The organism is Burkholderia contaminans, assembly GCF_029633825.1.
Taxonomy (GTDB): Bacteria; Pseudomonadota; Gammaproteobacteria; order Burkholderiales; family Burkholderiaceae; genus Burkholderia; species Burkholderia contaminans.
In genome coordinates, this window is the sequence record NZ_CP090642.1 from 638,808 (window position 1) to 663,137 (window position 24,330).

Here is a 24,330-nt window from a genome sequence, read left to right on the forward strand (position 1 = left end):
CACATGAAAATCCTCTACGCACGGATGGCAAGACTGGCAAGCATCGCGGCGCCGGCCCGGAACCCGGAGCTGCTCGCGGCGCAATACCGGGTATTCGCCGGCCAGATCCCGGTGTCGTACCTGATCCTCATCTCGAGCACCTGGAGCCTCGCCGTCACGCATTTCGGCAGCACGCCGTGGTGGCTGTCGGTCGCGATGCCGGCCGCGATGACGCTCGCGGCGCTCGCGCGGCTGCTGCACTGGCACCGCACCCGGCTGCTGGAACCGACGCCGGACGCCGTGATGCGCGCGCTCACGGTCACGAACTGGGTGGTGATCCCGGTCGCGGTGACGTTCACCACCTGGGCGCTGCTGCTGTTCCCGTACGGCGATGCGTGGCAGAAGGCCCAGGTGGCGTTCTACATGGCGATCACGGTGATCGGTTGCGTCTTCAGCCTGATGTACCTGCGTACGGCCGCGCTGGGCGTGGCCTTGGTCGTCAACGTCGCGTTCATCGCGTTCTTCCTCTCGACGCGCCAGCCGACGCTCGTCGCCACCGCGGTCAACATGGCCTTCGTGTCGGCGGCGCTGATCGCCGTCATCTCCGTCAATTACCGCGGCTTCCTGCGCACCGTCGACGCGCAGGCCGAATCGCGTCTGCGCGAGCAGGCGCAGACGCGGCTGATGCGAATGATCGACGACATGCCGGTGGCCGTGATGACGGCCGACCCGGAGACGTTCCGCATCAATTACCTGAACGCGACGTCGCGCAACCTGCTGCGCTCGATCGAGCACCTGCTGCCGATCCGCGCGGACGACGCGCTCGGCGCGTCGATCGACTTCTTCCATCCGCACCCGCAGCACCAGCGCCGCCTGCTCGCCGATCCCGCGAACCTGCCGCATCGCGCCCGCATCCCGCTCGGGCCGGAAGTGCTCGACATCCAGGTCTCGGCCGTGCGCGACGCCCAGGGGCGCTACATCGGCCCGATGCTGTCGTGGTCGATCGTCACGCAGCAGGCCGAGGCGGAGGCGCGCATTCACCAGCTCGCGCATCACGATTCGCTCACCGGCCTGCCGAACCGCGCGACCTTCCTGGCCGAATTCGACGCGAGCCTGCGCCGCTCGGACAAGGTGCTCGCGCTGCTCTTCATCGACCTCGACGGCTTCAAGCTGATCAACGACGCGTGCGGGCATTCGGCGGGCGACGCGGTGCTGCGCCAGGTCGCCGAACGCCTGCGCGGGCAGTGCCCGGAGCCGGCGATGATGCTCGGGCGCATCGGCGGCGACGAATTCGCGGTGCTGCTGCGCGACACCGATGCGGATCGCGCGATGGGCGCGGCCGCGCGGCTCGTCGACACGCTCGTCGCCCCCTATGCGCCGTCGCCCGACCGGCCGTTCCGCATCGGTGCATCGATCGGCTGCGTGCTGGCGCCGCATCACGGCAACGACGCCGGCGTGCTGCTGTCACGCGCGGACATGGCGCTCTATGCGGCCAAGAAAGCCGGGAAGGGCACCTACCGGATGTTCTCGCCGGACATGGAAACGAGCGCGCAGGAGCGGGTCGCGCTCGAATCGAAACTGCGCGTCGCGCTGGACGAGAACCACGGGCTGTACGTGTTCTACCAGCCGATCGTCGATGTCCTCACCCGCCGGATCACGACACGCGAGGCGCTGCTGCGCTGGCATCACCCGCGCGCCGGCTGGATTTCGCCGGGCCGCTTCATTCCGGTAGCCGAACGCGGCGGCCTGATCGACCGGCTCGGCCGCTTCGTGCTCGAGCAGGCCTGCCGGGAGGCGGCGCGCTGGCCCGACGGCGCACGCGTCGCCGTCAACGTGTCGGCGGGGCAGCTCGGCCACGGCACGATCGCGCCGATCTTCGCGGCGGCGCTGGCCGGCGCGGGCCTCGCGCCCGACCGGCTCGAAATCGAGGTGACGGAAACCGCGCTGCTGCACGACGAGGGCAAGGCCATCGCGGACCTGCGCGCACTGCGTTCGATGGGCGTGCGCGTCGCCCTCGATGATTTCGGCACGGGCTTCTCGTCGCTCGCGCATCTGCGTGCGTTCCCGTTCGACAAGATCAAGATCGACGGCAGCTTCGTGCGCGATGCAGTCACGCGCCCGGACTGCGCGGCCGTCGTGCGCACGGTGGCCGATCTCGGCAAGCGCCTCGGCGTGACGACCGTCGCGGAAGGCGTCGAGACGGAGGAGCAACTGGCGTGCATCACGGATGCCGGCTGCCGCGAGGTGCAGGGTTTCCTGATCGGCAAGCCCGCACCGGGCGAGCAGGATGCGCCGGCCATCCGCTGGATCGAGCGGGCCGCGCTGGCGGCGCAGGCCACGGCCAGACAGGCGTGAACGGCGGCGAGACGGCCAAGGCCATCGCAACGTGATCAACGGGATTGCTTCGCTGAAACCGGCGATCTTGCGCGGCCGGCCGATCCGGGAATGCGTCAAACGCTCGCCGGTATCACGTGCCGGCTTTTCCGCCGCCATTCCTGGCGCTTGATAAAACGAGCAAAGACAGCGGGTGGGTTCAGGGTTTTGGCGGGCTGAAACAATTTGTTACAAAGAGCCGATTTCGCCCCCCTTGAAGTGAGCGATGCGCACCTCTATTTCGCTTTCCGCCAGACAGTGGTACGGCTGCCCGGCAGCGACGCTTGCGTCGCGATGCCTGGCAGGCGGATTCCTTTTTCGAACCTTTAATCGCTCAGGAGATGAGAATGCAGATTCGTCCCCTCTACGACCGGGTTATCGTCAAGCGAATCGAGACGCAGCGGACGACGGCTTCGGGCATCGTGATTCCCGATTCGGCCGCGGAAAAGCCCGAGCAGGGTGAAGTCGTCGCGGTCGGCAGTGGCCGGCTGCTGCAGGATGGAACGCTTCGCGCGCTCCAGTTGAAAGTCGGTGACCGGGTTCTCTTCGGCAAATACGCGGGCCAGACGGTCAAGGTCGATGGCGAGGAACTCCTCGTCATGCGCGAAGAGGACGTCATGGGCGTCTTCGACGCCGAGTCCGGCGCGTCCCGCAAGGCCGCCTGAGATACCGGGCAGATCGCGTACCCCGCACGGGGTGTTCGCGACGCATCGAATCAACGACTTCTATCCAGAGCAAGAAGATGAGTGCAAAAGACGTCAAATTCCACGACAGCGCCCGCGCTCGTATCGTCGACGGCGTGAACGTGCTGGCCGATGCCGTGAAGGTCACGCTCGGGCCGAAAGGTCGCAACGTGGTGATCGAGCGCAGCTTCGGCGCGCCCACCATCACGAAGGACGGCGTGTCCGTCGCGAAGGAAATCGAGCTGAAGGACCGCTTCGAAAACATGGGCGCGCAGATCGTCAAGCAGGTCGCATCGAAGACCGCCGACGTGGCCGGCGACGGCACCACCACGGCCACCGTGCTCGCGCAGGCGATCGTGCAGGAAGGCATGAAGCACGTTGCCGCCGGCATGAATCCGATGGACCTCAAGCGCGGCATCGACAAGGCCGTGGCGGCCGTGCTGGATGAACTGCGCAAACTGTCCAAGCCGATTTCCACGAACCGGGAAATCGCGCAGGTGGGTTCGATCTCGGCCAACTCCGACGAGGCGATCGGCAAGATAATCGCGGACGCCATGGAGAAAGTCGGCAAGGAAGGGGTCATCACGGTCGAGGATGGCAAGTCCCTCGAGAACGAGCTCGATGTCGTCGAAGGGATGCAGTTCGATCGCGGCTACGTCAGCCCGTACTTCATCAACGATCCGGAAAAGCAGGCGGCGTATCTGGACGACGCGCTGATCCTGTTGCACGACAAGAAGATCTCGAACGTCCGGGATCTCCTGCCGATCCTCGAGGCGGCCTCCAAGGCAGGCAAGCCGCTGCTGATCGTGGCCGAGGACGTCGATGGCGAAGCGCTGGCCACGCTCGTGGTCAACGCGATGCGAGGCATCCTCAAGGTCGTGGCCGTCAAGGCGCCCGGCTTCGGTGACCGGCGCAAGGCCATGCTCGAAGACATCGCCATCCTCACCGGCGCCACCGTCATCTCGGAAGAAACCGGCAAGCAACTGCAGAAGGCTACGCTCGAGGATCTCGGCGGCGCGAAGCGCGTCGAGGTTCGCAAGGACGACACGATCATCATCGACGGTGCGGGCGACGCGCAGCACATCGACGCGCGCGTGAAGTCCATCCGTGCGCAGATCGAGGAAACCACGAGCGACTACGATCGCGAGAAGCTTCAGGAACGCGTGGCGAAGCTGGCCGGCGGGGTGGCCGTCATCAAGGTCGGGGCAGCAACCGAAGTCGAGATGAAGGAGAAAAAGGATCGCGTCGACGATGCGCTGCATGCCACCCGCGCGGCGGTCGAGGAGGGCATCGTGCCGGGTGGCGGCGTGGCGCTTCTGCGCGCGCGTTCCACGGCGACGAGCCTGAAAGGCGCCAACAGCGATCAGGATGCGGGCATTCAAATCGTGCTGCGCGCGCTCGAAGCGCCGCTGCGCGTGATCGCCGCGAATGCCGGGGATGAACCGTCGGTCGTCGTGGCGAAAGTGCTTGAAGGCAAGGGCAACTTTGGCTACAACGCGGCCACCGGTGAATACGGCGATCTTGTCGAGGCAGGTGTGGTCGATCCGACCAAGGTCACGCGCACGGCATTGCAGAACGCCGCATCGATTGCCGGGCTCATCCTGACGACGGACGCGACGGTCGCCGAAGCGCCGAAGGACCCTAAACCGGCGCAGTCGGTCGCACCCGAGTTCGAGCACTGACCCCGGCAGCGGGTCGTGTACGCGCCGGCCAACAGTCGCGGCCGGCGCAAGTCGTTTGGCGCCGCAGGCTGCCCCAGGACATGCGGCGCCCCTTTTTGCCGAAGATCGACATGAAACTCGAACTTTGCATTGACTCGAAACCGCTCGACATCGAGCTTGACGACGTCGTGGCAGGACTGCTGGCTGCTCGGCTCGATTTGCCGGCAAACACCGATCACCGGGACGCCATCACCCGTTATCTGAACGAGAAGGGGGCGCCCTGGAGCCTGGACGCGGAACACATGCGCCGACGTATCGTTCGCCGACTGATCCTCGATATCGCCGATCCGGCACTCGTGATCGGCTATCTGATGGCGAACGACTGAATCGGCCGGGCCGGTTCCAGTCGGCTCGCGGGGCATGATGTGCATGAGGCGGCCCGCCGTCCCGCTGCCCGTCATCCGGAATTATGGTGCGAGATCGAGTCGGGCTCGAAGCACGACGCAGTGCGATATGCGTCGAGCGCTTCCGGCCTCATGCGTCGCGCGGCAGGGGAAACCGGATCAGCCGATTTCGATCGTGCGACTGGCGGACCTGGCCGGCTCCGATTTCGGTACGGTCAACGTGAGGACACCGTTGTCAAACTTTGCCAGGGTGTGATCGGGGTCGGCATTTTCCGGCATCGGGATCGTGCGCACGAAGCTTCCATGGGCGCGCTCCAGCCGGTAGCAACCGTTTTCTTCACTGCGCACGTCCTGCCTTTTCTCTCCGCGCAGCACGATTGCCCCATCCTCGACGCTCACCTTCAGATCTTCGCGCTCCATTCCCGGCAACTCGGCGGTCACGCGCAGCACCGGGCCTTCATCGACGACGTCGATGCGCGGCTGGAAGCGCGATGAACTGAAGTCGCCAAACCACCGTTCGAGCGTGCCGTTGCCGGCGAACGGGTCATGCAGGAATTCCTCCATGGCGCGCCATGGTTCTCGTGAAAACAGTCTCGAAACGTCGGGCCACGACGCACGCCACGACTCGCCTGCCGGCGTACTGTCCGGGCCTTCCGCATCGGGCTTGCGGGTGGCCCCGCGAAGGAACTTGAAGGGGTTCCACTTTTTCGGATCGACATTCATGGCGTCCTCCGATTGATCTCCAGTTTGTTTCGAGCCTGGCGTAGCCAGCCGGTGCGGACACGCGCGCCGTGATTCGTTTCACGCGGATCGTGCGGATCCGGGGCGCGTGTCCTCACCCATGCGCCTGCGTCAATTCAGGCAGCGAAGCCTCGCCGATCCTGTTCTGCGTCGACGCAGGGGCCGCGCTGCGCCTTGGCTCATGACGCGTCAGCCGGTCTTGACTTCGATGCGTCGTGGACGCGCTTCGTCGCGGCGCGGGATCGTCAGCTTCAGCACGCCGTCCTGAAGGCTCGCCTCGATCCTCGACGAGTCGAGATCCGCCGACAGCGTAAACGTGCGGGCGAAATGCGGCTCCCGGACCTCGGCATGCTGAAGCCGCAGATTTGCCGGCGTCGGCACCACAGCCTCGGCCTCGATCATGAGGCTGCTGTCGTGAACCTTCACGTCCAGCTTGTCCTTCGTCACGCCGGGCAAATCGGCCCATAGCGTGACGCCTTGACTGTCCTCGTACACGTCGACGGCCGGCACGAGCGTCATCCGGCGCACGGGCTGTTCGGTTTCGCGACGCGCCACGGCGGACGAGTCGCGTTCCGTCATGTGGGTCGTGTCTTTCATGATCGGCTCCTCCTCTTACTGGACAGCGATGGCGCGCGGCCTCGACGATTCACGCTTGCCAATGCTGATCGATAGACACCCATTTTCGTAGCGCGCCTGGACCTTGTCGGGATCGGCGGCCTCGGGCAGCTCGATGACCCGCCGGAACGTCCCGGCAAAGCGCTCTTGCGCATAGGTGCGGCGCTCACCCCCGGCGTCGGGTTGTGCCGGTTTGCGTTCGCCGCCGATGGTCAGCAGCCCCTTGTCGATCGACACATCGAGCGCGGCGGAGTCGACGCCGGGCGCGAACGCGACGATCTCGATTGAATCGTCCGTCACACCGATATTGATCTGAGGGAAAGTGCCGAAACGGCTCGCACGAATGCTGGACGGGAACCCGACGAAGCGTTCCGCCATCTGCTGCCGCAGGCGGTCGAACTCGCTGAAGAGATCGGTTCCGAAATAGAGATCGCTCATGATCTTATCCTCCTCGCATGCAGCATGGAGGCGAACGGGCCTACGCGCTCCAGTTCGCCTGCCTGACTGCGTGGCAAACAAATCGAAACACGCAGCGCGCGGAATGAAGCGACCCGCGCGTCTGCCTGAGCGAAACCTAAGATAGGAATTCTGCGGAGAATTTCAAGGGGCAACCGTCATTTTTTGCACTTGAAATTGCTGCGCTGGACCCTATCATCGCGGCGAATCGGTACTGCATGACGGAGGACGCGATGGAATTCGACACGGATTGGCTTACGCTCGGCAGGCATCGTATTCGGCTGCGTTCAACGAGGGGGTTTCCGACCGAGTCGATGCGCACCGTGGCGGAGGTTTGCCGCCTTGCGATCGACAACAACATGAGTGCGCGAGCCCGGCTCGTCGAGGTCGTCTGCCGGCAGGAAAAGACTTACGACGTCGTCGTCGGCACCACGATCGCGGAGGACAAGTCTTGTGCGCCGCAACTCGAAGCGGCCGTGGCGGTCGTGCTGGGCCTGTTGCCCGACCAGATCAACATCACGGTCACGCCCGTCACGCAAAAGGAGGTCGATCTGCACTTCGGCGTGTATGAGCGGATGCTGTCGGAGAAGCTGGGTACGACGTCGCCGATCCAGTGATCGACCCGGCCCCGCGATGCGTCGCCGGTGCCGTTCGGTTTCGGCATTCGACACTTGCCGGTTCATGCGTGAACGGACCGGCGCAGGTGTTCGCCTGGAACGGCAAAGGGACGAAGGGGCGGCGAGCGGTGACGCTTGACCTTGGCGGCCGCCGCGCAAACTGAACTCGAAGCGCTGCTTCTTGTCCATCACGATCATGAGTTGCCTGCGTCCATCGCTGCCTTGAGGCGATGGAGCGGGCGGCCCGGGTGCCGCCGCTGCGGGGCATGCGGCAAGCAATGCGACGGCGGGGAATTCGCATCGCGCGCTGCGTCATCGCAGCGACATCTTTCTCGCGTAAATCTATGGTACTTCGCCAGTCGGCGAGGTACCGTTTTCTCAAGGAATACCGACCATGGCGGCAAAACGCCTTCGCATCAACATGATTACCCGTCGCCAGTCGACGTTCGATGGCCGGCATCTCGACACCGAGGCGGCACGCCGCTTCGACGCACACACGCAGGACGCGACGCCTGCTCATCTGAAAGTCACGCAGGGCGCCGAGGCCGAATGGCTGCCGCGCGTGAAGGTCAGCGAACGATAATCCGGTGCCGCGGGACGAGCCGCTGCGCGATAGCGACGATCTCGCCGTGCGGCGGCTTTTTCAATTTCAGGCCGGCTCGTGGCCAGCACGGCAAGGTTGGCGAACAACGAGCCCATCGGCCAGCCGAACTGCGGCTGCGACGCGACGAAACCGCGATGCGCATGGGTGCGCGCCCACTCCATCGACATCGGGGCCGAGTCGCCCCATTCGCCACCCACGCCGACGCCCTGCATGAAACGCAATGCCGTGGCGATAACGGCGCCCCGGATGCCGATCGCGGCGGCAAGTCGGAAAACCGAAGCAAGCGGCGATGCGATCGAGATGATCCGCGGTGGGCCGACCAGGCCCGCTCACCATTTATGCATCTTTCAACCAGGGCATTTCCACGGGCGACACGACCAGTTGCCGGAATTCGCGTTTCAGATCGAAGATGAACCCGACCAGGATCATGGAGTCGGCGTAAGGGATCGGAAAGACATGCGGATTTTCCGGCGTACGCAGCGGGCGCTCGGGGCTGTCGGCCGTCGCCGCGGCGTTCTCGCGCACGCTTTCCAGTTCGTCGGCCATGGCCGGGCCACTGATTTGCAGCACACGGCTACGCAGGTCACTGAAGGGCTCGATGCGCGCAGCGTCTTCGTGGTATTCGGGCACTTCGTATACGAACCAGGACATTTTCGTCTCCTGTGAGAAGGGGCGCTATTCTAACGCCGCGCGAGGATGCACCGAGCGTCGCGCGGCGGAATTCCTGGACTGGTTGGTGTCGTCAGCCCGAAGCTTTCACTGTAGTCAATCGGACTGAGTGCCCCAAGCGAGATCCTGATCCGTTTCTCGTCGTACCTGCGCGGCATCGAGCATCGTGTTCGCGCGCCCGGTTTACCCCTCCTGCCTGACCGCGGTAGACATGTACTGTTCGCGGACTGCCAGCCCCCCGTATGGCAGGTGCGATGCGGTGACCGTCGCTACGTAATCCGAATAGGCGTAGCTCACCCGCGCAACCGCCACGGGTTTGCCTATCAGCGATTCCAGCGTGGTATCTCCAGACACGGATGTCGGTGCGCCGAGCGCATCGTGCAGATTCCGGACGGCGATCTGCCAGCTCCGTCGTGTTTCATCTGCTGACATGTCGCGACGGTACACATTGATGGCCATCAACGTGTGATCCGGCGCGAAACTGAACCATATTTCGCTCACGGGTGGGCCATTCGAGCCGAGCGATTCGGCAGGCACGCCTCGACAGCGCAGGTAGCGCAAGCCTCGGGACAATTCGAGGCACTGCGCGTTGTATCGCGACATTCGTTCCAACACTTCGGCTTCCGTGCTGCGATCGAGCTGCAGGCCGAACGCAGGACGGTGGGCGGCCGCTGATACACCTCTCTCCTGCAAAATGGCTTTGTTTCGAATCGACAGCACCGTTCGGGAATCGACGGAATCAACCGGACACTTCACGCCAAGCTCGGTGAGGAGCCGTCGCCCTTGTGTCGTGTGCAACCAGCCGATCCCGGCAACGCTCATGGAGATTGCCGCAGCGACCCACGCGATCACGTGGGTCCTTCGCACCGCCGTCAGCCCGTACATGATGTTGCAACCGTCGGGGGCAGATACACGGGGCCGCCGGGTGTGGCGCTGATGATGGTATTACGCAGGTTGAAGAGGATAGGTACCGCACTGAACTGGAATTTCGTGCCGACCGGGATGCCGGCCGAGTTTTTCTCGGTGAGCGTGTACGTTCCATTTGTCGTCGACGTCAGTGCGGCAAAGTCCGCGGCCGAGAGCTTGCTTTGCAGCGTCGCGACGAGATCCACCATGAACTGGTCGAACACGCAGCCTGGAACGCCGACGTCGTTATGGGCAGCCGTCATGTCCTGGCACATCTCCGGCTGGGCGTCGATGTCTCCGGCCACCTTGACAGGGCCAGGGTAGGTGTACGGACCGCCGAGGAGCGCTTCGAACTGCAGCGTGAGACAGGCTTCAAGCCGTGCTGGCGTGTCATGGGCTGCACTGCTGTGGGTGGCATTACCTGTTACAGCCGCAAAATAGGGCGCTTCGACCGGGTCCGCCAAAAGGCCTGCGACAGCCGCATTGACCACGCCGGCCACTACGCCGGGGGCCGCCGAATCACCGCCGAGCGCGGTCCAGATGGCCAGATTCTCCGGATGTTGCGCTGCCACGGGCGCAATGTCGTCTCCGCCTCCGCAAGCGCTGAGCGCGAACGGCGCCGCTGCGGCAACGACGATACCGATGAAAAGCTTCATGAGTTGTCTCCTCTGAATGCCATCGCGACGCCATTTCCCGAGGTGGGACGCCAAGCACCTTGGCTGGATGACATTTGCAGATACGGTGGCCGAGCGAGAACGGATGCAGTGGCGATTGAAGATGCGAACGGTTGTCGACGCCCTCGGCATTCCCTGGATCGCGGATCTGTCCGCGATGAAGTACTCATCGCGCATCCGCTGCGCGGTTCGACTCGTATCTCCGATTGCTTCCAGTCAACGGCGGCAATCTTTCGGAGAACGAAAATGAAATCTTGCAGCAAAGTTAAACTGGGTGGTGCGGCGCTCGCCCTTGCATTCGCAACGTGCGTGTACGCGCCTGCCACCGAGGCAGGATCCATGTCGATGGAGCAGACGGTCGAGGTGGGTGGCGCTGCGATGTACCCGTCGAGGAACATCGTCGAAAACGCGGTGAATTCTCACGATCACACGACGCTGGTCGCTGCGGTCAAGGCGGGTGGGCTGGTCGACACATTGTCGAGCAAGGGGCCCTTCACGGTATTTGCACCGACCAACGACGCATTCGCCGCGTTGCCGGCCGGCACGGTGCAGACGTTGTTGAAGCCGGAGAACAAGGCGATGCTCGTCAAGGTGTTGACGTATCACGTCGTATCCGGACGACTCACGGCATTCGACCTTGCCAGGGCGGTCGAGCAAGGTGGCGGCAAGGCAACGCTGAAGACGGTCGAAGGCGATTCCCTGATCGTCAGCCGTGGCGCGAACGGGCTGGCCGTGACCGACGACAAGGGCAACGTCGCGCACGTCACGATCGGCGATGTCATGCAGTCCAATGGCGTGATTCACGTGGTCGACTCCGTGCTGATGCCCTGATGCTTCAGCCTGTATCGGCAGGAAGGCGTGATGTGCGGAAGCAGGCCGTGCGCGCTTGCACATCACGTCGCCCCCGGTATGTCGTCGGGGCGCCCCGTCGCACGGTCGAGCCCGGCTAGCGATCGAAGGTCACTTCATTTGGCTCTGTGTATTCAGGATCTCTACCGAACTGAGGGCTCGCGCGCGTGCAACCTGGTGATCCACGATCGGGAAGGGATAAGTTGCGCCGAGCGCGATGGATGCTTCCCGCAGCGCTTCAGCGGAAGCGGTCCATGGGCTGTGGAGTGTTTTGGCGGGGAGTGCAGACAGTTCGGGCACCCACCGCCGCGTGTATTCGCCGCTCGAGTCGAACTTTTCCCCCTGCAAAACAGGATTGAAGATTCGAAAATACGGGGCTGCGTCGGCGCCGCTTCCTGACACCCATTGCCACCCGGCGGGATTGCTTGCCTCGTCCGCGTCAACCAGCGTATCCCAGAACCATGCTTCGCCCTCGCGCCAGTCGATCAGCAAGTGCTTGGTGAGAAATGACGCTGTCACCATGCGCACGCGGTTGTGCATCCAGCCCGTGTGCCAAAGCTCGCGCATGCCGGCGTCGACCAGCGGGTATCCTGTTTTCCCCCTTTGCCACGCGCGAAGCGCCTTGGCGTCGGTACGCCACGGCATGGCGTCAAACTGACGCCGGAAATTGACCTGATGAAGGGGTTCGCAGTGGTAAAGAAGGTAATACGAGAATTCTCTCCATCCGAGTTCACTGAAGAACTTGTTCAACGACTCATTTTTGGCATCGTCAATGCGAACAACTCGCCTGCTTCGCATCGCGTCTACCGCTGATAACGTCGCGTACCACACCTGCCGGGCCGAGATATTTCCGAAGCGAAGATACGGAGAGAGCCGGCTCGTCGCTCGAGTGGCCGGAAAATCTCGAGCGCCGGCATAGTCGGAAAACGAGTGTTCAATGAAGGCCTCGAGTTGATGCCCGGCCGCTTCCTCGCCGCATCGCCAGGTTGCACGCAGGCCCTCCGCCCAGTCCGGCGTCGAGGGCTGCAGTGCAAGCGCGGGAAGCGTACAGACGTGTGCGCTGACGTTTCTGGAGACGGGAAAGAACGTGACCCGGGCGGGCGCCGACAGTGGGCACGGCGGGAAAAAATTATCGCGGCGAGCGGCTCTCCAGTACGCGCTGAATACCTGGAACGGCAAGCCTTCGCGCGTGGCCACTGTCCAGGGTTCGCGCAAAAGATGGCCATTGAATGTCGACACGTCGATGCCGCGCCCGATCAGGTCTTTCTTGATCGATGCATCCATTTCCGTTTGCGCTTTCGAGTAGCGGCGATTCCAGAAAACCATTGCCGCCCGGGTCTCGACGGCGAGGCTCCTGATGGCTTCGTGTTCGTTACCGCGAAGCACGAGCAGCGAGCCGCCGAGAGCGGAAAGCGAGTCGTCGAGTTTTTTCAACGACTCGTGCAGCCACCACTTCTGCGCGCCCCCCATGGCGCGCCCGAGCTTCGGGGCAGGGTCGTAGACGTAGACGCAAACAACAGGATGGCCGGTACTGACCGCATGAGAGAGTGCGGGATTGTCGCTGAGTCGTTGGTCATCCCGAAACCATACGATAACGGGGCGGGATTCATACGGCAATTCGGTGCGTGTCATGTGTGGTGCCTGAGAAGGTACGTTGGCAATTTGAACGGGATCGGAGATAACGCTGGCTTACGACGCGTCCGGCTCTATCCGGCGCGGGCGTCATTCATGTCGCCTGCGCCGATTGGCGGAGGAGAAGGGGGCGTTACGCCATCCCAATGGCTTGCAATCGCAAGCGCGGCCGGCAAGATGAACGCCCAGCCGGTTGCGAGAACGACGAGCGCTGCAGCCGAGTCTTTGAAATGAACGGCCCCCAGCGCCGCACCTGCGCGAAAGGATGCGGGGCCTGCGAATGCGCCGACGAGCGCCGAGACGAGCGGTCGCGCCCGAAGCCAGAGCAGCAAGGTGTTGAGTTGAATCGCGAACAGCGCCCACAGCCCCGCGAGCCAGTACGGCGCTGTACCTTTGAGAAAAACGCCGTTCGGGTACACGAGCAGGCCGGAATGTGCAACGGCGCTGTCCCATAACCATCCGGACACCGTGACCGTGATGACGATCCGCGCCTCGGATGCGGGCCGACGCGCGAAGAGAAGATGGCCCGCTGTCGCGATCAGCGCATAGGTGACGCCCCACGCGGCGTGATGCGCTGCGGCAGTCATCACGCATACCAGCCATCCTGTCTGGGTCGTCGCGAGATAGACGTACACGCGAGCGGCGCCGGACTTTTGCGTGCTCGACGTCAGTTGATTCGGCGCGCTCCTCATGATCGTTCGCGCGGGATCATCGGTAACGGCATGGTCGCCGTGCCGCCACGTCGACGTTGCATCTCGGGGTAAGTGGCAGGTAGAACGCTCATGGCAGACGGCTCTCACTATCGTCGACGAGCGGACTCGCCACCGGACGATTGCTTTGCAGCGAGCGATGGTCGGCATTCCGCGTTGATTCACCTATCCATTCACATACGACTCTCCGTTGCGGACGGATGCACTTGCGCAGGAAAGATCTGGATGCCGTCAAGGGGCGCGGTTGCCATGCGATGCGTGCATCCGCTTGCGCGCAAGCGCCGTAAACCTCGTACCAGGCGGCGGATGCGGCCGGAATCGTCAGGAATGGGGATCTCCATGAACATGAAAGCCGGGCTTGTCGTCCTGTCGGTGCTGCTCGCGGCCGGTCTCCTCTCCGCGTGCAGCCCGGTGCGGCTCCTGAATGCGCTGACGCCGAGCTACACGTTCAGTCTGTTCGCAGGTATCCCGTACGGATCCGGCGAACGCCAGGTGCTCGACGTCTATTTGCCCACGCGCGTCTTGCATCACTGGCCGGCCGATGCGAGTGCGGGCGCCCCTGTGGTCGTGTTCCTTTACGGCGGAAGCTGGCAGTCCGGCGAGCGCAAGGACTATCTGTTCGTGGGAGAGGCGCTCGCGTCGAGGGGCTTTGTTGCCGTCTTACCCGACTACAGGACGTATCCGGCGACCACCTTTCCCGGTTTCGTCGACGATGCGGCGCAGGCGGTCGCGTGGGCACGCGAGCACGCGGTTGCGTTCGGCGGCGATCCACATCGCCTGTTTCTGATGGGGCATTCCGCGGGCGCGCAGATTGCCGCATTGCTTGCGACCGACGGCCGCTATCTGGCGGCACAGGCGATGCGGAAGAGCGATATCGCCGGCGTGATTGGCCTGGCCGGGGCTTATGATTTCCTGCCGCTGCGCGATACCACGCTTGAAAGGATATTCCCGCAGGAAGTGCGGGCCGCGAGCCAGCCCATCCGGTTCATTCAGGGTACGGAGCCGCCGATGTGGCTGGCCACCGCGGAGAACGACACCGTGGTCGAGCCCGGCAACACGACCCGCTTCGCGCGAGCATTGCAAGAGAAGGGCGACACCGTCGTGGTCATGCGTTACCGGAACGTGGGCCATGCGTCGATCGTCGGTGTTCTGGGCGCGCCGTTGAGAGGGATGGCGTCAGTGCTCGACGATCTCTCCGCGTTCGTGGATCGAGTCGCGCATGCGTCGAATGCCGGAACCACGGGCAGGCCGCCGGCATCGCCTGCCGCAGCGGCTCGTTCTTCCGTTTCGGCTCAGTGATCGACGCAAGCCCTGCATTGCACGCGAAAGAGCATCGCCACCTGCCGTCGTCGGCAGGTCGGAACAGCCGGCGGCGCGTGCCGCGCTACAGCGCCTTCAGTTCCGGCGTCGTCCCGCCCAATCCCTCTTCGCGGAGAATGACGGCAAGCGCCGTCTCGAGCAATTCGGCTGCCCGGTTCGCTGCGTCTCCAAGGTGGCGGTGCAGCAGCGCATCGGCCGGCGATCGCGACACGCATTCGTCGCTGTATCGCTCGAACGCACTGAGCTGCATGATCAATTCGGAGAGGTGACGCGGACACTCGCATTTGACGGTGGTGGACAGGCCGCTGAGCGACGCGAGCGTCGCCTCGTCGAAGCGTCGCCGCGTGCGCAGCCAGAGCCCGCGATCCGCGTCATTCGATTGGCGCGACTTGACGACGGCTTGCGCCAGTTTCGAAATGATCGATATCGGGTTGGTCTGGCCTTCCGTCGACCGGAACAGCTCGAACCCCGACAGACGCGCCAGCTCGACCGCTTCTGCCGTGCCGAACCCGTATACGACGGCCACGGCGTGCGCGTTGAGCTGTTGCGCCTGGGCAGCGAGCTGCGAAACGACATCCTCATGGAGCGACGTGGTCGTCGCGATGAGGGCATCGACCGACGTACCCGCATGCGCGCTCGTGTCGTCGAGCGAGTCGATTCGCGCGGCGATCCGGATTCCCATTCGCTCGATCGCGGCTTCCGGAATCGAAAGCGCGCCGACGACCGCGAGGCTCACACTTGCCTCGTGAAACGCCGGGTCACGCGTATTCGTCAACGACAACGCCTCGAGTTCCTCGCGGCTCAGGCTGGCGATCGACCCGATCGCGTGGCCCTGATTGACGAGCGTTTTCAGCAATCGAATGCGCTGCACGTCGTCGTCCGAGTACAGCCGTTGTCCGGACGGCGTTTTGGGCGGCGCAACCACGCCATAGCGCCGTTCCCAGATTCTCAGCGTGGCTGCCGGCATGCGCGCCAGGCGCGCGGCCTCGCCGCTGCGATAGCGATGGGGCGTATCGCGATCCTTGCGAGGGGGCATCGTTGCTCTCCTGAAGTTGACGTACTGTTGTCTCAGGATTGTACGCAGTTTGCGTGAAATACGAAGCAGGAAAGTGATTCAACGTGCGGATTTTCGTCCGAAAAGGTGGTTCGCGAAGCGCGAGCCGGCTAGAATGCTTCGAAGCGGTGCCGCTCGGTGTCGCGAGGTCGGCCGGGACGCGCGCGGTGCCGGGCATACGGTGGGTCAAGGTGTTTCGTTCGACGCGCACGCGCAGGTGTCTCGACAACCCAGGCGGCGATCATCAATCGCGAAGCGTCCCATGAAGACTTTGAGGCTTGTTCTCGGCGATCAGCTGGACCCGAATCATCATTGGTTTTCCGATGTCCGGGCCGAAACGATCTACGTGCTGATGGAAGTTCGGCAGGAAACCGACTACACGCTCCATCACGCTCAGAAGCTGATTGCGATCTTTGCGGCGATGCGTCGCTTCGCGACGCTGTTGCGCGATGCGGGCCATCGCGTGCACTACATCGAGATCGACGACCCGCTCAATCGTCAGGCCATTCCCGCCAACCTGGACAGTGTCGCCGAGCTTCACGGCGCAGCGTGCATCGAGTATCTGCTGCCGGACGAATGGCGGGTCGACCAGCAACTGAGCGCTTATGCGGCAGCGGCGAACGTGCCGGTTCGCGCGGTCGATACCGGTCATTTCCATACGACGCGCGACGAGGTCGGACATGTGCTCGGAACCGGCCGATCATGGGTCATGGATCGCTTCTACCGGAGCATGCGCGTGCGGCATCGCGTATTGCTCGACGCGCAAGGGCGACCGGCAGGCGGCCAGTGGAACTACGATGCCGAAAACCGCCAGGCGTGGCCCGGCTCGCCCGCGGAACCGGCCGACTGGCGTCCGCATCACGATCATCGCGCGCTGTGGCAACAGATCGTTGCGGCGGGCGTGCGCAGCTTCGGGGAGCCGTCGGCCGGCGACTTCCGCTGGCCCGTCGATCGAGCCGAAGCGCTCGCCTGCCTCGACGCCTTCATCCGGGATGCGCTGCCGTTTTTCGGGCAGTTCCAGGACGCGATGCACGGGAGCGCGCGGCGCCTGTTCCACTCGATGCTGTCGTTCGCGCTCAATGTGAAAATGTTGAATCCGCGCGAGGTCGTCGCGCGGGCCGAGCACGCGTATCGCAGCGGCGCGGCGCCGCTTGCCGCGGTCGAAGGGTTCATCCGGCAGATACTCGGCTGGCGCGAGTTCGTGCGCGGCGTGTACTGGGCACGCATGCCGGGCTATGAAAACAGCAACGCGTTCGGTCATCGCCGCCCGTTGCCGCATTGGTTCTGGGATGGCCGCACGCGAATGGCCTGCATGTCGCACGCGCTGCGGCAGTCGCTCGAAGACGCGCATGCGCACCATATCCTGCGGCTGATGGCGATCGGCAACTTTGCGCTGCTGGCCGGGCTGGATCCGCACGAGGTGCATGAGTGGTACCTCGGTGTCTACATCGATGCGTTCGAATGGGTCGAGATGCCGAACACGCTCGGCATGAGTCAATACGCCGACGGCGGGGCAATGGCGACCAAGCCGTACGTTTCCAGCGCCGCGTACATCCATCGGATGAGCAATTACTGCAAGGGCTGCGCGTACGACCGCAATGCGCGAACCGGCGCGCGCGCATGCCCGTTCAACGCGCTGTACTGGGATTTTTTCGACCGGCACCGCGGCGCGCTGCAACACAACAACCGGCTCGGGATGGTCTATCGGCAGCTCGCGCGCTTTGATGACGAGGCGCTCGAAGCGATTCGCATGCAGGCGGACACTGTGGTGCGGAATATCGAATCGCTGTAGGCCGTTCCGCCATAGGCCGCCGCCGTTCAGTGCGTGATCAGGGTGTCGGCCACCGCGCCGCCGAGGCCGGTGCCGCTGAGCCACGCGCCTTCGATCTTGCCGCCGCCCAGCCAGTCGCCGCACAGTCCGATGCGCGGGCCTGCCCGCCACGCAAAGCGGCCGGGAGTCGCGACAGACGACGGCGCCGGCTCGGCATAGCGCCAGCGATGGGCGGTTGCCGTGTCCGCGGTGGCGCCCACGATGTCCCGAAAGGCGTCCAGCAGCGTGCGCGTTATCTGCTCGGGCGGCGCCTCCAGATGAGCCTGGCTCCAGTCGGGTGTCGCGTGCAGCACCCACGTGCTCGCGCCGGTGCGCCCGGGCTTGGACGTGTCGTGGGCGATCCAGCCAAGCGGACCGGAATTGACGAATGCGGCGTCGAATCCCGGGTCCGGCAAATGGCCGCACTGCGCCATCACGGCCCAGGCCGGGCGCATCTCGGTACGCTGGGCAATCACCGCGAGACCCGGTTCGGCGCGCTGCAGGAGCCGGACGGCCTGCGGCGCCGGGACCGCGACGATGACGACGTCGTGACGCGCGTCCAGCGCACGATGCTCGGCCGAGATCAACTGCCAGCCATGTTCGTCTCGCATCAACCCCGTGATCGTCGTCTCGCGCACCGTTTCGATTCCGGCCGACAGATGGCGCGCCGGCGCAGTCATGCCCGGCACGCCGACGTATCGCTGAGCTGGCGCGAGCAGTGCCCGCGGCCAGAGCGAGCCGATCGATGCGACGCGCGCGGCCCACGGGGCGGCTGCGCCGCTGGCGACCCATCGCGATATTTCAGCGACGAATGCCGGATGTTGCGCGGTGAAATACTGCGCGCCGTGATCGGCTTGCCAGCCGTCCGTGCGGCGCGTGCTCATGCGCCCGCCCACGCCACGGCTTTTCTCGTACACCGTCACTCGGTGGCCCGCATCGGTGAGGACGCGCGCGCAGGCCAGCCCGGCGATTCCCGCGCCGACGATCGCGATGTTGGCGGGTGAATCGGAAAATGAAGTCATCTGATTCGTCTTAGAAAATGCAGAATATTGCGCAAATTCTTCGCGCTTATATTGAATTCTACGTCATGATCGGGCATATGAAGCCGATATTTGTGGCATGTGACACGTGAATTTTGACTCGTTAAGTCATAGTGAGTCGTCATATCGCTTCATCCTGCCGGGAATTGGCATAGAATAGAAACTGTGAACAAACGGCATGTCGCGGCCCGGCCGCGCATCGTGCGGCGGTCGTCGAGCGCCGCGCGCGCAGGAGCCGGAGTCGCCGCGCGGGAAGGGTGCTTGCAACAGGAGTCGTCATGGCTTTTGTCTGGATTTGCGGGGCAACGGGAGCCGTTGGCAGCGCGCTTGCGCGTCGGCTGGACGCCAAGGGCGTTTCAATGGTGCTCACCGCCCGACACGCTGACAGTCTCGGCGCCCTTGCCGACACGATGTCGCGCGAGCGTGTGGTCGTTGCGCCCGCCGACGCGACTGATGCGGCGGCGCTCGATCGGGCGCTCGAGGCAGGCGTCGAGCGATTCGGCGTGCCGGACGGGCTTGCGCATTGCGTCGGCTCGATCGTCGTCAAGCCGATGCATTCGACTTCGGATTCCGAACTGCATGACGCGTTCGCGGCGAATTACTTCTCGGCATGGAACGCATTGCGCGCGTTCGTCCGCATGTTGCTCGCCGCCCAGGCCGGGGGCAGTGCGGTGCTGTTCGGTAGTGTCGCGTCGAGAACCGGGTTCCCGAACCATGAAGCCATCGCCAGCGCGAAAGCCGCGGTTGGCGCGCTCGCGCAGGTGGCGGCCGCCACCTACGCGGCGCGCGGGATTCGCGTCAACTGCATTCATCCCGGCCTGATCGTCTCGGCGATGTCCGCGCGTCTGACGAGTGCGCCGCAGGTCGCGAAGCGACTCGCGGACGCCAATCCGCTCGGACGACTCGGCGTCGGCGACGATCCCGCCGCGCTTGCTGCGTTCCTGTTGAGCGCCGATGCGTCATGGGTGACCGGCCAGCAATTCGGCGTCGATGGCGGCCAGGGCGCGCTGATCGTTTCGCCGAGATCATGATCATGCGTGCGGCGCTGCATCGTTACCGCGTTCCCGCAGCGTTGGCGCTGGCCGGTCTGGCGCCGTTCGTCGCGCTGTCGTGGCTGAGCGTCCACGCGTCGGCTGCCAATGACGATCACGTGCACGCGCTGCTGAACTACGCCGCGTGTATCGCGTCGTTCGTCGGGGCCGTGCATTGGGGTGTCGCGCTGCGCGCATCCGAATCGCCGCCCCGCCAGCGCATTCTCTACGGGTGGAGCGTGATCCCCGCATTGATGGCGTGGGCCGTGCTCATGATGCCGGGCATTGGCGCGCGGCTCACGGGAATGGCGATCGTGCTCGTCGCCTGCGCGGCCGTCGACGGCGTGCTGTGGAGAAAGGAATTCACTCCTGCCTGGTATTTCGCGTTGCGGTGCCTGTTGACGAGTGTGGCAAGTCTCTCGCTGCTGGCCGCCGCGCCTTCGATGAACGGTTGATCCGGATCCTTCCGTGGCGACGTCCCGAACAGCTCGCCGACCCGAATGCCGGAGCATCGAATTCGGGGGGCATCACGATGAAATATCGCAGGCCCGCGGCGGCGATGCTGTCGCGTCTCCATCGAGTCGGCGGCGCGCTGCCCCCGCCGCTGCAAATGCCGATTCAACGGCGCGCGGTTCGACTCGCGCAGTGCGATCGAACCGCGAGGTGATTCGCGCGCTCATTGCTCGAGATACACCTTGAGTCGCATCAGGCTGCGGCGAATCCAGCTCTTCATCGTGCCGAGCGGCACCTGCATGCGTTCGGCCAGCTCCGCGTACGACGCCCCGCCATGAAACGCTTCCCGCAGCACATACGCCTGCCGTTCGCCCAGATGCGCGAGCCCGCGCTCCAGACGCAGGCGCTCCTGGCTCGCCTGCGCGCCAAGGTCGGGTGTCGGGTTTTCGTCGGGGATCGACAGCGCCAGTTCGTCGTCGAGCGGAACCTCGCGGTGCTGCCTGATCCGGTCGATGGTCCGATTGCGTGCGAGCGTCATCAGCCATGTCATCGCCGTGCCGCGTCCGGCGTCGAATGAGTCGGCGCGACGCCACGCCGTCGTGAACACGTCCTGAAGCAGGTCTTCCGCTTCGTGGCGGTCGCGGATCATCCGGACGATCACGCCGTACAGCCGCGCCGCCGTCAATCGATACAACTGCGCGAACGCGTGCTCGTCGCCGGCAGCGACGCGAGACAGCAATTGGTCGAGTTCCGCATGCGCGTCAGGTGCTTCGTCGGGCTGAACCACCGCATCGGCGGTGAATTCGGTTCTGCCGCCCGGGCGCGACCTCGCGCGGGACGCGTCCCGGCGTTGCTGCCTGCCTGAATGCGGCTTCGTCGATCGACCCTGGCCGGACGACGGGCGGAGCGAATCGTGCGAGCAGTTCATCGGGAACTCCGTATGGCTTTGCGCTTCCTGCTGTTGCGCGCCCGCGGTGACGAGCGGGCGCGGCTCATGGCCGGGCACGGTGCCGTCGCATTCGTCGCGAATGCCTGTCGCGCGCATTACGCATGCTTTCCGGACAACAAGGCGAGAAACTCTCGGCGAAGCGATGCGTCCGCGAGAAATTTCCCGCGCATCACGCTGTTGGTCATTCTTGCCTGGTCGTCCTTGGTGCCGCGCCAATGCATGCAGAAGTGCTCGGCCTCGAGTACGACGGCAAGCCCGTCGGGCGAGATGCGCGATTCGAGGAGATCGGCGATCTGCTTGACCGCTTCTTCCTGGATCTGCGGGCGCGTCATGACCCAGTTCACGAGCCTTCCGTACTTCGACAGGCCGATCAGATTCGACGCGGCGCTCGGCAGCACGCCGATCCAGATGCGGCCCATGATCGGGCAGAGATGATGCGAGCACGCGCTGCGCACGCGCAGCGGCCCGACGATCAGCAGCTCGTCCAGCCGCTCGACGTTCGGAAATTCGGTGACCGACGGCGCCGCGTCGTAGCGGCCCGCGAACACTTCGTGGATGAACATCTTCGCGACGCGCCGCGAGGTTTCCCGGGTGTTGTGGTCGTTGTCGACATCGATCACGAGCGAGCGCAGCACCGCTTCCATTCCCTGCGCAACTTCGTTCTGCAACGCCTCCAGTTCGCCGTCGCGCAGGTGCGCGGCGATGTTGTCGTTTGCATGGAAGCGCACGCCCGCGTTCTCGAGCCGACGACGGATGATGTGCGACAGAGGAATGCCCTCGTCGATCGCAGTCAAGGTGTGTTCGGGAGCGTCGATCAAATTGCCCATTTCGGTTCGTTTCTCGAGGTTAGGGGGTCATGCGATGGATCGCGACAGAGGCGATGATTTGCCTGTGTTTCCTGGATAAAAGCCGGGCGAACGCCGCCGCTATTTCGACGACGCGCCGACGGGGTGGCGCTCACCAGGCGTGCGCGGGCGTGCATGGCGGCCCGGCAGCGTCACCGGAGATCCGGTCCTGATCGCGCACGACGGACCCATTGGCGTTGCCGGGGCCCAGCCGCCGACGTCCCGGCGGAACCGCAACATCGGGTCGTTCGCCGTCGGCTTCGCCGCGAGCATGACGGCGGCGGACTGTTGCAACCTGGCCAGGACGAACGCTTGGTCGACGCGGCCGCCGACCGAGTGAAACAGGTGGAACCCTGCAAGGCGGATCAACGCGAGGGCCTGCACGCTGCCGTACTCATAGATGATCGCGGCCGCGCGGACACGGCGCGCCTGGGCCAGCGACACGAATTGAATCGCCAGATTCATCTGCAACGACGAAACCTCGGCAATCAGCGCGTCGACGGCCTGGCCGGGCTGTCGTAGCGCCCGCGACACCGATTCGACGCGCTCGCTGACGTGCAGGCCGGCCTGCTCGATCGTTTCGTCGGATGCAGTCAGGACGCCCGTGACGAGTAGCGTGGGACACACGCGAGCCGCGACGGTGTTCGATCGCCGCTCGGGCAGTGCGCCGTGCAGGCTGGCGCTTGCACACCGGTCGGTCACCTGCGGCGAGCGGCGCCGGCAGCGTTGGCCGCGCTGCTGCGCGGCGACCCGCAAACGCGATGCAATCGGCCGGTCGGGTGCCGCACCGGCGTGGTGTGACGGGCTGCGTGCCGGGGCGACGGACACGCGCGCCATCCATGAAGCCGGACACGCCGGAAACCGGCGCGGCTTGATGTCGTGATTGCGTGTTGGCACGGGGCCTCCCTCGGTCGATTCATGCGTCACAGCTGGATTGTATGCAAATTTTCCGGAAAGTGAAGCGGAAAAGTGATTCACATAACAATATGTACCGGATTCTTTTGAGTCATTTGCCTCGTCGGTGCTGTAAGGTTGCGTTGCGAGCACGGGAGTGCTCATTTATGCAAGGGAACTTTGTGTTGGTGTGGCGTATGAAACGATTTTCGGCGTCAATGGGGTGGCAGTTAATTTGTGCCACGACGGGCCAGAAAGTACGCCGGGAGATGTGCGATTTGGATGCATGCATCGACCGTGTCGCACATTTGCGTGTCGATAAGGCGGGATCCGGTCCGCGGCCGTTCCCGCAAGCGTCGTGCAGTTGAAACGGGGCGGAGTGAACCGCCTGTAGGCAGCCAAGGGGCCACGGGGAAGGGGGAGGACTGCTCTGACGAGCGCGCCTATGCGCACACCGGCGCCGATCGATCCCGATTCCCCGAAACAGGCGCGAGCATTCCGTCTCGGATCGAAGCGCTATCCGGGCCCGCGCGCTGCTCGCGACCGGCTCGCCAACGCGAAGTCACCAACGTGCAGCGTTTGGCTTCATGCGGGAGCGCGGCCTCCGATTCCGACGGCAACGCTCCGAGCAATATCGGACTTCGTCCCAGGCGGCTTTCCATTTCTTTCTCCAGCTGAAAGGCAAGCCGCAGGTCTCGCATGTCTTCTCAGGCAAATGCATCTTGTTGACCATGGCGAATCACGCGTCGAGAAGGATCCTGGCGAACTGTCCGGTCGCGCGGCGCTGCCGGCGTCGATACACCGGACCATTGCCGCTCACCGTCGAATCAGCGCGCATCGTCGCCCAGCAATTGACGGCGCAACGACTTTGCCCGCGTGCGCGGGTCGAGCCAGATCGAGAAGAATGCGCGCGCGAACGCCGGGTCGGTCACGTCGGCCGTGAGGCGGCCGTTGGTGTAGAAGCGTGCGCCACGCTCGGGCACATACACACCGCACAGCACGTCGCCGCGCGATACGTCGGTGAACGCCCGTTCGATATCGCGGCGCCATGCATCGAGCGTCGCAGCCGGCAACGGCGCGGGTGCGAGTCGCTCGATCTCGTCCATGCCCGTCGAGACGAGCCGCTCGCCTTTCACGTCGTGACGGTAGGCCAGCGACAACGCAAACGGCGTGTCGAACGCGCCGGGGGGCCGGGGCGCCCACAGCTGGGCGTCGTACAGGCAAATGCCCAGTATGCAGAACCGGCCGGATCCGATCAGTCGCGCCGACGCGATGTCGTCGACGCAGCTCGCGCCGGCGAACAAGGGTGCAGCCAGCGCCGCGGCCGCGACCGCGGCGAGCATCGCAAGCCGGCGCCGCAT

At 64.6% G+C, this 24,330-nt stretch carries 26 protein-coding genes and 1 pseudogene; 11 read left to right on the top strand and 16 right to left on the bottom strand.

Translation table 11 applies throughout. From position 1 onward, the window contains the following. The first annotated feature begins 3 nt into the window (after positions 1-3). The 4 genes from LXE91_RS35020 to LXE91_RS35035 all read left to right on the top strand — a co-directional run bounded on the left by LXE91_RS35020 (position 4) and on the right by LXE91_RS35035 (position 5,082). Positions 4-2,334, top strand: a complete 2,331-nt coding sequence (locus tag LXE91_RS35020) for a putative bifunctional diguanylate cyclase/phosphodiesterase (RefSeq protein ID WP_039369940.1) — start codon at positions 4-6, stop codon at positions 2,332-2,334. A gap of 365 nt (positions 2,335-2,699) precedes the next feature. After that, positions 2,700-3,017: a co-chaperone GroES gene (locus LXE91_RS35025; protein WP_039369943.1), complete on the top strand. Its 318-nt coding sequence runs from the start codon at positions 2,700-2,702 to the stop codon at positions 3,015-3,017. Positions 3,018-3,094: 77 nt separating this feature from the next. Next, complete coding sequence (groL, locus tag LXE91_RS35030; RefSeq protein WP_039369946.1) at positions 3,095-4,717, top strand: chaperonin GroEL; 1,623 nt, start codon at positions 3,095-3,097, stop codon at positions 4,715-4,717. A 110-nt stretch (positions 4,718-4,827) separates the two neighbouring features. Next, positions 4,828-5,082: a hypothetical protein gene (locus LXE91_RS35035; protein WP_039370038.1), complete on the top strand. Its 255-nt coding sequence runs from the start codon at positions 4,828-4,830 to the stop codon at positions 5,080-5,082. Positions 5,083-5,259: 177 nt separating this feature from the next. Here LXE91_RS35035 and LXE91_RS35040 read toward each other — a convergent pair whose 3' ends face one another. The 3 genes from LXE91_RS35040 to LXE91_RS35050 form a co-directional block, all read right to left on the bottom strand. Continuing rightward, positions 5,260-5,823, bottom strand: a complete 564-nt coding sequence (locus LXE91_RS35040) for an Hsp20/alpha crystallin family protein (RefSeq protein ID WP_039369948.1) — start codon at positions 5,821-5,823, stop codon at positions 5,260-5,262. A 207-nt stretch (positions 5,824-6,030) separates the two neighbouring features. Further along, on the bottom strand, positions 6,031-6,438 hold the full coding sequence (locus LXE91_RS35045) for an Hsp20/alpha crystallin family protein (protein ID WP_039369951.1): 408 nt from the start codon (positions 6,436-6,438) through the stop codon (positions 6,031-6,033). Between the two features lie 15 nt (positions 6,439-6,453). Next, positions 6,454-6,894: an Hsp20/alpha crystallin family protein gene (locus tag LXE91_RS35050; protein WP_039369955.1), complete on the bottom strand. Its 441-nt coding sequence runs from the start codon at positions 6,892-6,894 to the stop codon at positions 6,454-6,456. Between the two features lie 251 nt (positions 6,895-7,145). On the opposite strand from LXE91_RS35050, the gene LXE91_RS35055 reads away from it, so the two are divergent. Together LXE91_RS35055 and LXE91_RS35060 are read left to right on the top strand one after the other, a co-directional pair. Continuing rightward, a complete protein-coding gene (locus tag LXE91_RS35055) occupies positions 7,146-7,529 on the top strand; it encodes a hypothetical protein (RefSeq protein ID WP_039369958.1) in 384 nt (127 codons plus the stop codon). A gap of 394 nt (positions 7,530-7,923) precedes the next feature. Continuing rightward, on the top strand, positions 7,924-8,112 hold the full coding sequence (locus LXE91_RS35060; RefSeq protein WP_039369960.1) for a hypothetical protein: 189 nt from the start codon (positions 7,924-7,926) through the stop codon (positions 8,110-8,112). 74 nt (positions 8,113-8,186) lie between these two features. Here LXE91_RS35060 and LXE91_RS35065 read toward each other — a convergent pair. The 4 genes and pseudogenes from LXE91_RS35065 to LXE91_RS35080 form a co-directional block, all read right to left on the bottom strand. After that, positions 8,187-8,393, bottom strand: a pseudogene (locus LXE91_RS35065) (MFS transporter); the annotation flags it as partial. 76 nt (positions 8,394-8,469) lie between these two features. Continuing rightward, positions 8,470-8,784 carry a hypothetical protein gene (locus LXE91_RS35070; RefSeq protein WP_039369963.1) on the bottom strand — a complete coding sequence of 105 codons (315 nt, stop codon included), beginning with the start codon at positions 8,782-8,784 and terminating at the stop codon, positions 8,470-8,472. Between the two features lie 201 nt (positions 8,785-8,985). After that, positions 8,986-9,687 (bottom strand): hypothetical protein, encoded by a 702-nt coding sequence (locus LXE91_RS35075; RefSeq protein ID WP_039369966.1) that lies wholly within the window; start codon positions 9,685-9,687, stop codon positions 8,986-8,988. Then, positions 9,675-10,364 (bottom strand): hypothetical protein, encoded by a 690-nt coding sequence (locus LXE91_RS35080; protein ID WP_039370041.1) that lies wholly within the window; start codon positions 10,362-10,364, stop codon positions 9,675-9,677. The genes LXE91_RS35075 and LXE91_RS35080 overlap by 13 nt, the downstream gene beginning before the upstream one ends. 357 nt (positions 10,365-10,721) lie before the next feature. On the opposite strand from LXE91_RS35080, the gene LXE91_RS35085 reads away from it, so the two are divergent. Next, positions 10,722-11,213 carry a fasciclin domain-containing protein gene (locus tag LXE91_RS35085; protein WP_223274486.1) on the top strand — a complete coding sequence of 164 codons (492 nt, stop codon included), beginning with the start codon at positions 10,722-10,724 and terminating at the stop codon, positions 11,211-11,213. A 129-nt stretch (positions 11,214-11,342) separates the two neighbouring features. On the opposite strand, the gene LXE91_RS35090 is transcribed toward LXE91_RS35085, so the two are convergent. Together LXE91_RS35090 and LXE91_RS35095 are read right to left on the bottom strand one after the other, a co-directional pair. Beyond that, the gene (locus LXE91_RS35090; protein WP_039369971.1) at positions 11,343-12,863 is read right to left on the bottom strand and encodes a cryptochrome/photolyase family protein; all 1,521 of its coding nucleotides are present in this window, start codon (positions 12,861-12,863) and stop codon (positions 11,343-11,345) included. Positions 12,864-12,937: 74 nt separating this feature from the next. Beyond that, positions 12,938-13,498, bottom strand: coding sequence for a DUF2878 domain-containing protein (locus LXE91_RS35095; protein ID WP_046197125.1), 561 nt, complete (start codon positions 13,496-13,498; stop codon positions 12,938-12,940). Between the two features lie 414 nt (positions 13,499-13,912). Between LXE91_RS35095 and LXE91_RS35100 the strand changes: the two genes are divergently transcribed. Continuing rightward, complete coding sequence (locus LXE91_RS35100; protein ID WP_039369974.1) at positions 13,913-14,872, top strand: alpha/beta hydrolase; 960 nt, start codon at positions 13,913-13,915, stop codon at positions 14,870-14,872. 85 nt (positions 14,873-14,957) lie between these two features. Here the strand turns inward: LXE91_RS35100 and LXE91_RS35105 are convergent, their stop codons facing one another. Beyond that, positions 14,958-15,929 (bottom strand): MerR family transcriptional regulator, encoded by a 972-nt coding sequence (locus LXE91_RS35105; protein WP_039369977.1) that lies wholly within the window; start codon positions 15,927-15,929, stop codon positions 14,958-14,960. A 280-nt stretch (positions 15,930-16,209) separates the two neighbouring features. On the opposite strand from LXE91_RS35105, the gene LXE91_RS35110 reads away from it, so the two are divergent. Beyond that, positions 16,210-17,739 (top strand): cryptochrome/photolyase family protein, encoded by a 1,530-nt coding sequence (locus LXE91_RS35110; protein WP_039369980.1) that lies wholly within the window; start codon positions 16,210-16,212, stop codon positions 17,737-17,739. 26 nt (positions 17,740-17,765) lie between these two features. On the opposite strand, the gene LXE91_RS35115 is transcribed toward LXE91_RS35110, so the two are convergent. Then, complete coding sequence (locus tag LXE91_RS35115) at positions 17,766-18,779, bottom strand: NAD(P)/FAD-dependent oxidoreductase (protein WP_039369983.1); 1,014 nt, start codon at positions 18,777-18,779, stop codon at positions 17,766-17,768. Positions 18,780-19,075: 296 nt separating this feature from the next. Here LXE91_RS35115 and LXE91_RS35120 point away from each other — a divergent pair, with 296 nt between their 5' ends. Then, on the top strand, positions 19,076-19,828 hold the full coding sequence (locus tag LXE91_RS35120; RefSeq protein ID WP_039369986.1) for an SDR family NAD(P)-dependent oxidoreductase: 753 nt from the start codon (positions 19,076-19,078) through the stop codon (positions 19,826-19,828). Beyond that, positions 19,825-20,283 (top strand): DUF3429 domain-containing protein, encoded by a 459-nt coding sequence (locus tag LXE91_RS35125; protein ID WP_052760055.1) that lies wholly within the window; start codon positions 19,825-19,827, stop codon positions 20,281-20,283. Before LXE91_RS35120 ends, LXE91_RS35125 begins: the two co-directional genes overlap by 4 nt. Positions 20,284-20,504: 221 nt before the next feature. Here LXE91_RS35125 and LXE91_RS35130 read toward each other — a convergent pair whose 3' ends face one another. From LXE91_RS35130 to LXE91_RS35150, 5 genes are all read right to left on the bottom strand, one after another. Next, positions 20,505-21,209, bottom strand: a complete 705-nt coding sequence (locus LXE91_RS35130; RefSeq protein WP_039370051.1) for a sigma-70 family RNA polymerase sigma factor — start codon at positions 21,207-21,209, stop codon at positions 20,505-20,507. Positions 21,210-21,325: 116 nt separating this feature from the next. Continuing rightward, positions 21,326-22,057, bottom strand: coding sequence for a GTP cyclohydrolase I (folE, locus tag LXE91_RS35135; RefSeq protein WP_039369991.1), 732 nt, complete (start codon positions 22,055-22,057; stop codon positions 21,326-21,328). Between the two features lie 99 nt (positions 22,058-22,156). Beyond that, entirely contained in the window at positions 22,157-23,122 is a 966-nt protein-coding gene (locus tag LXE91_RS35140; RefSeq protein ID WP_223274485.1) for a hypothetical protein, read from the bottom strand. 409 nt (positions 23,123-23,531) lie between these two features. Next, positions 23,532-23,702: a DUF2256 domain-containing protein gene (locus tag LXE91_RS35145; RefSeq protein WP_009687752.1), complete on the bottom strand. Its 171-nt coding sequence runs from the start codon at positions 23,700-23,702 to the stop codon at positions 23,532-23,534. Positions 23,703-23,796: 94 nt separating this feature from the next. Next, positions 23,797-24,330 carry a chalcone isomerase family protein gene (locus LXE91_RS35150; RefSeq protein WP_039369997.1) on the bottom strand — a complete coding sequence of 178 codons (534 nt, stop codon included), beginning with the start codon at positions 24,328-24,330 and terminating at the stop codon, positions 23,797-23,799.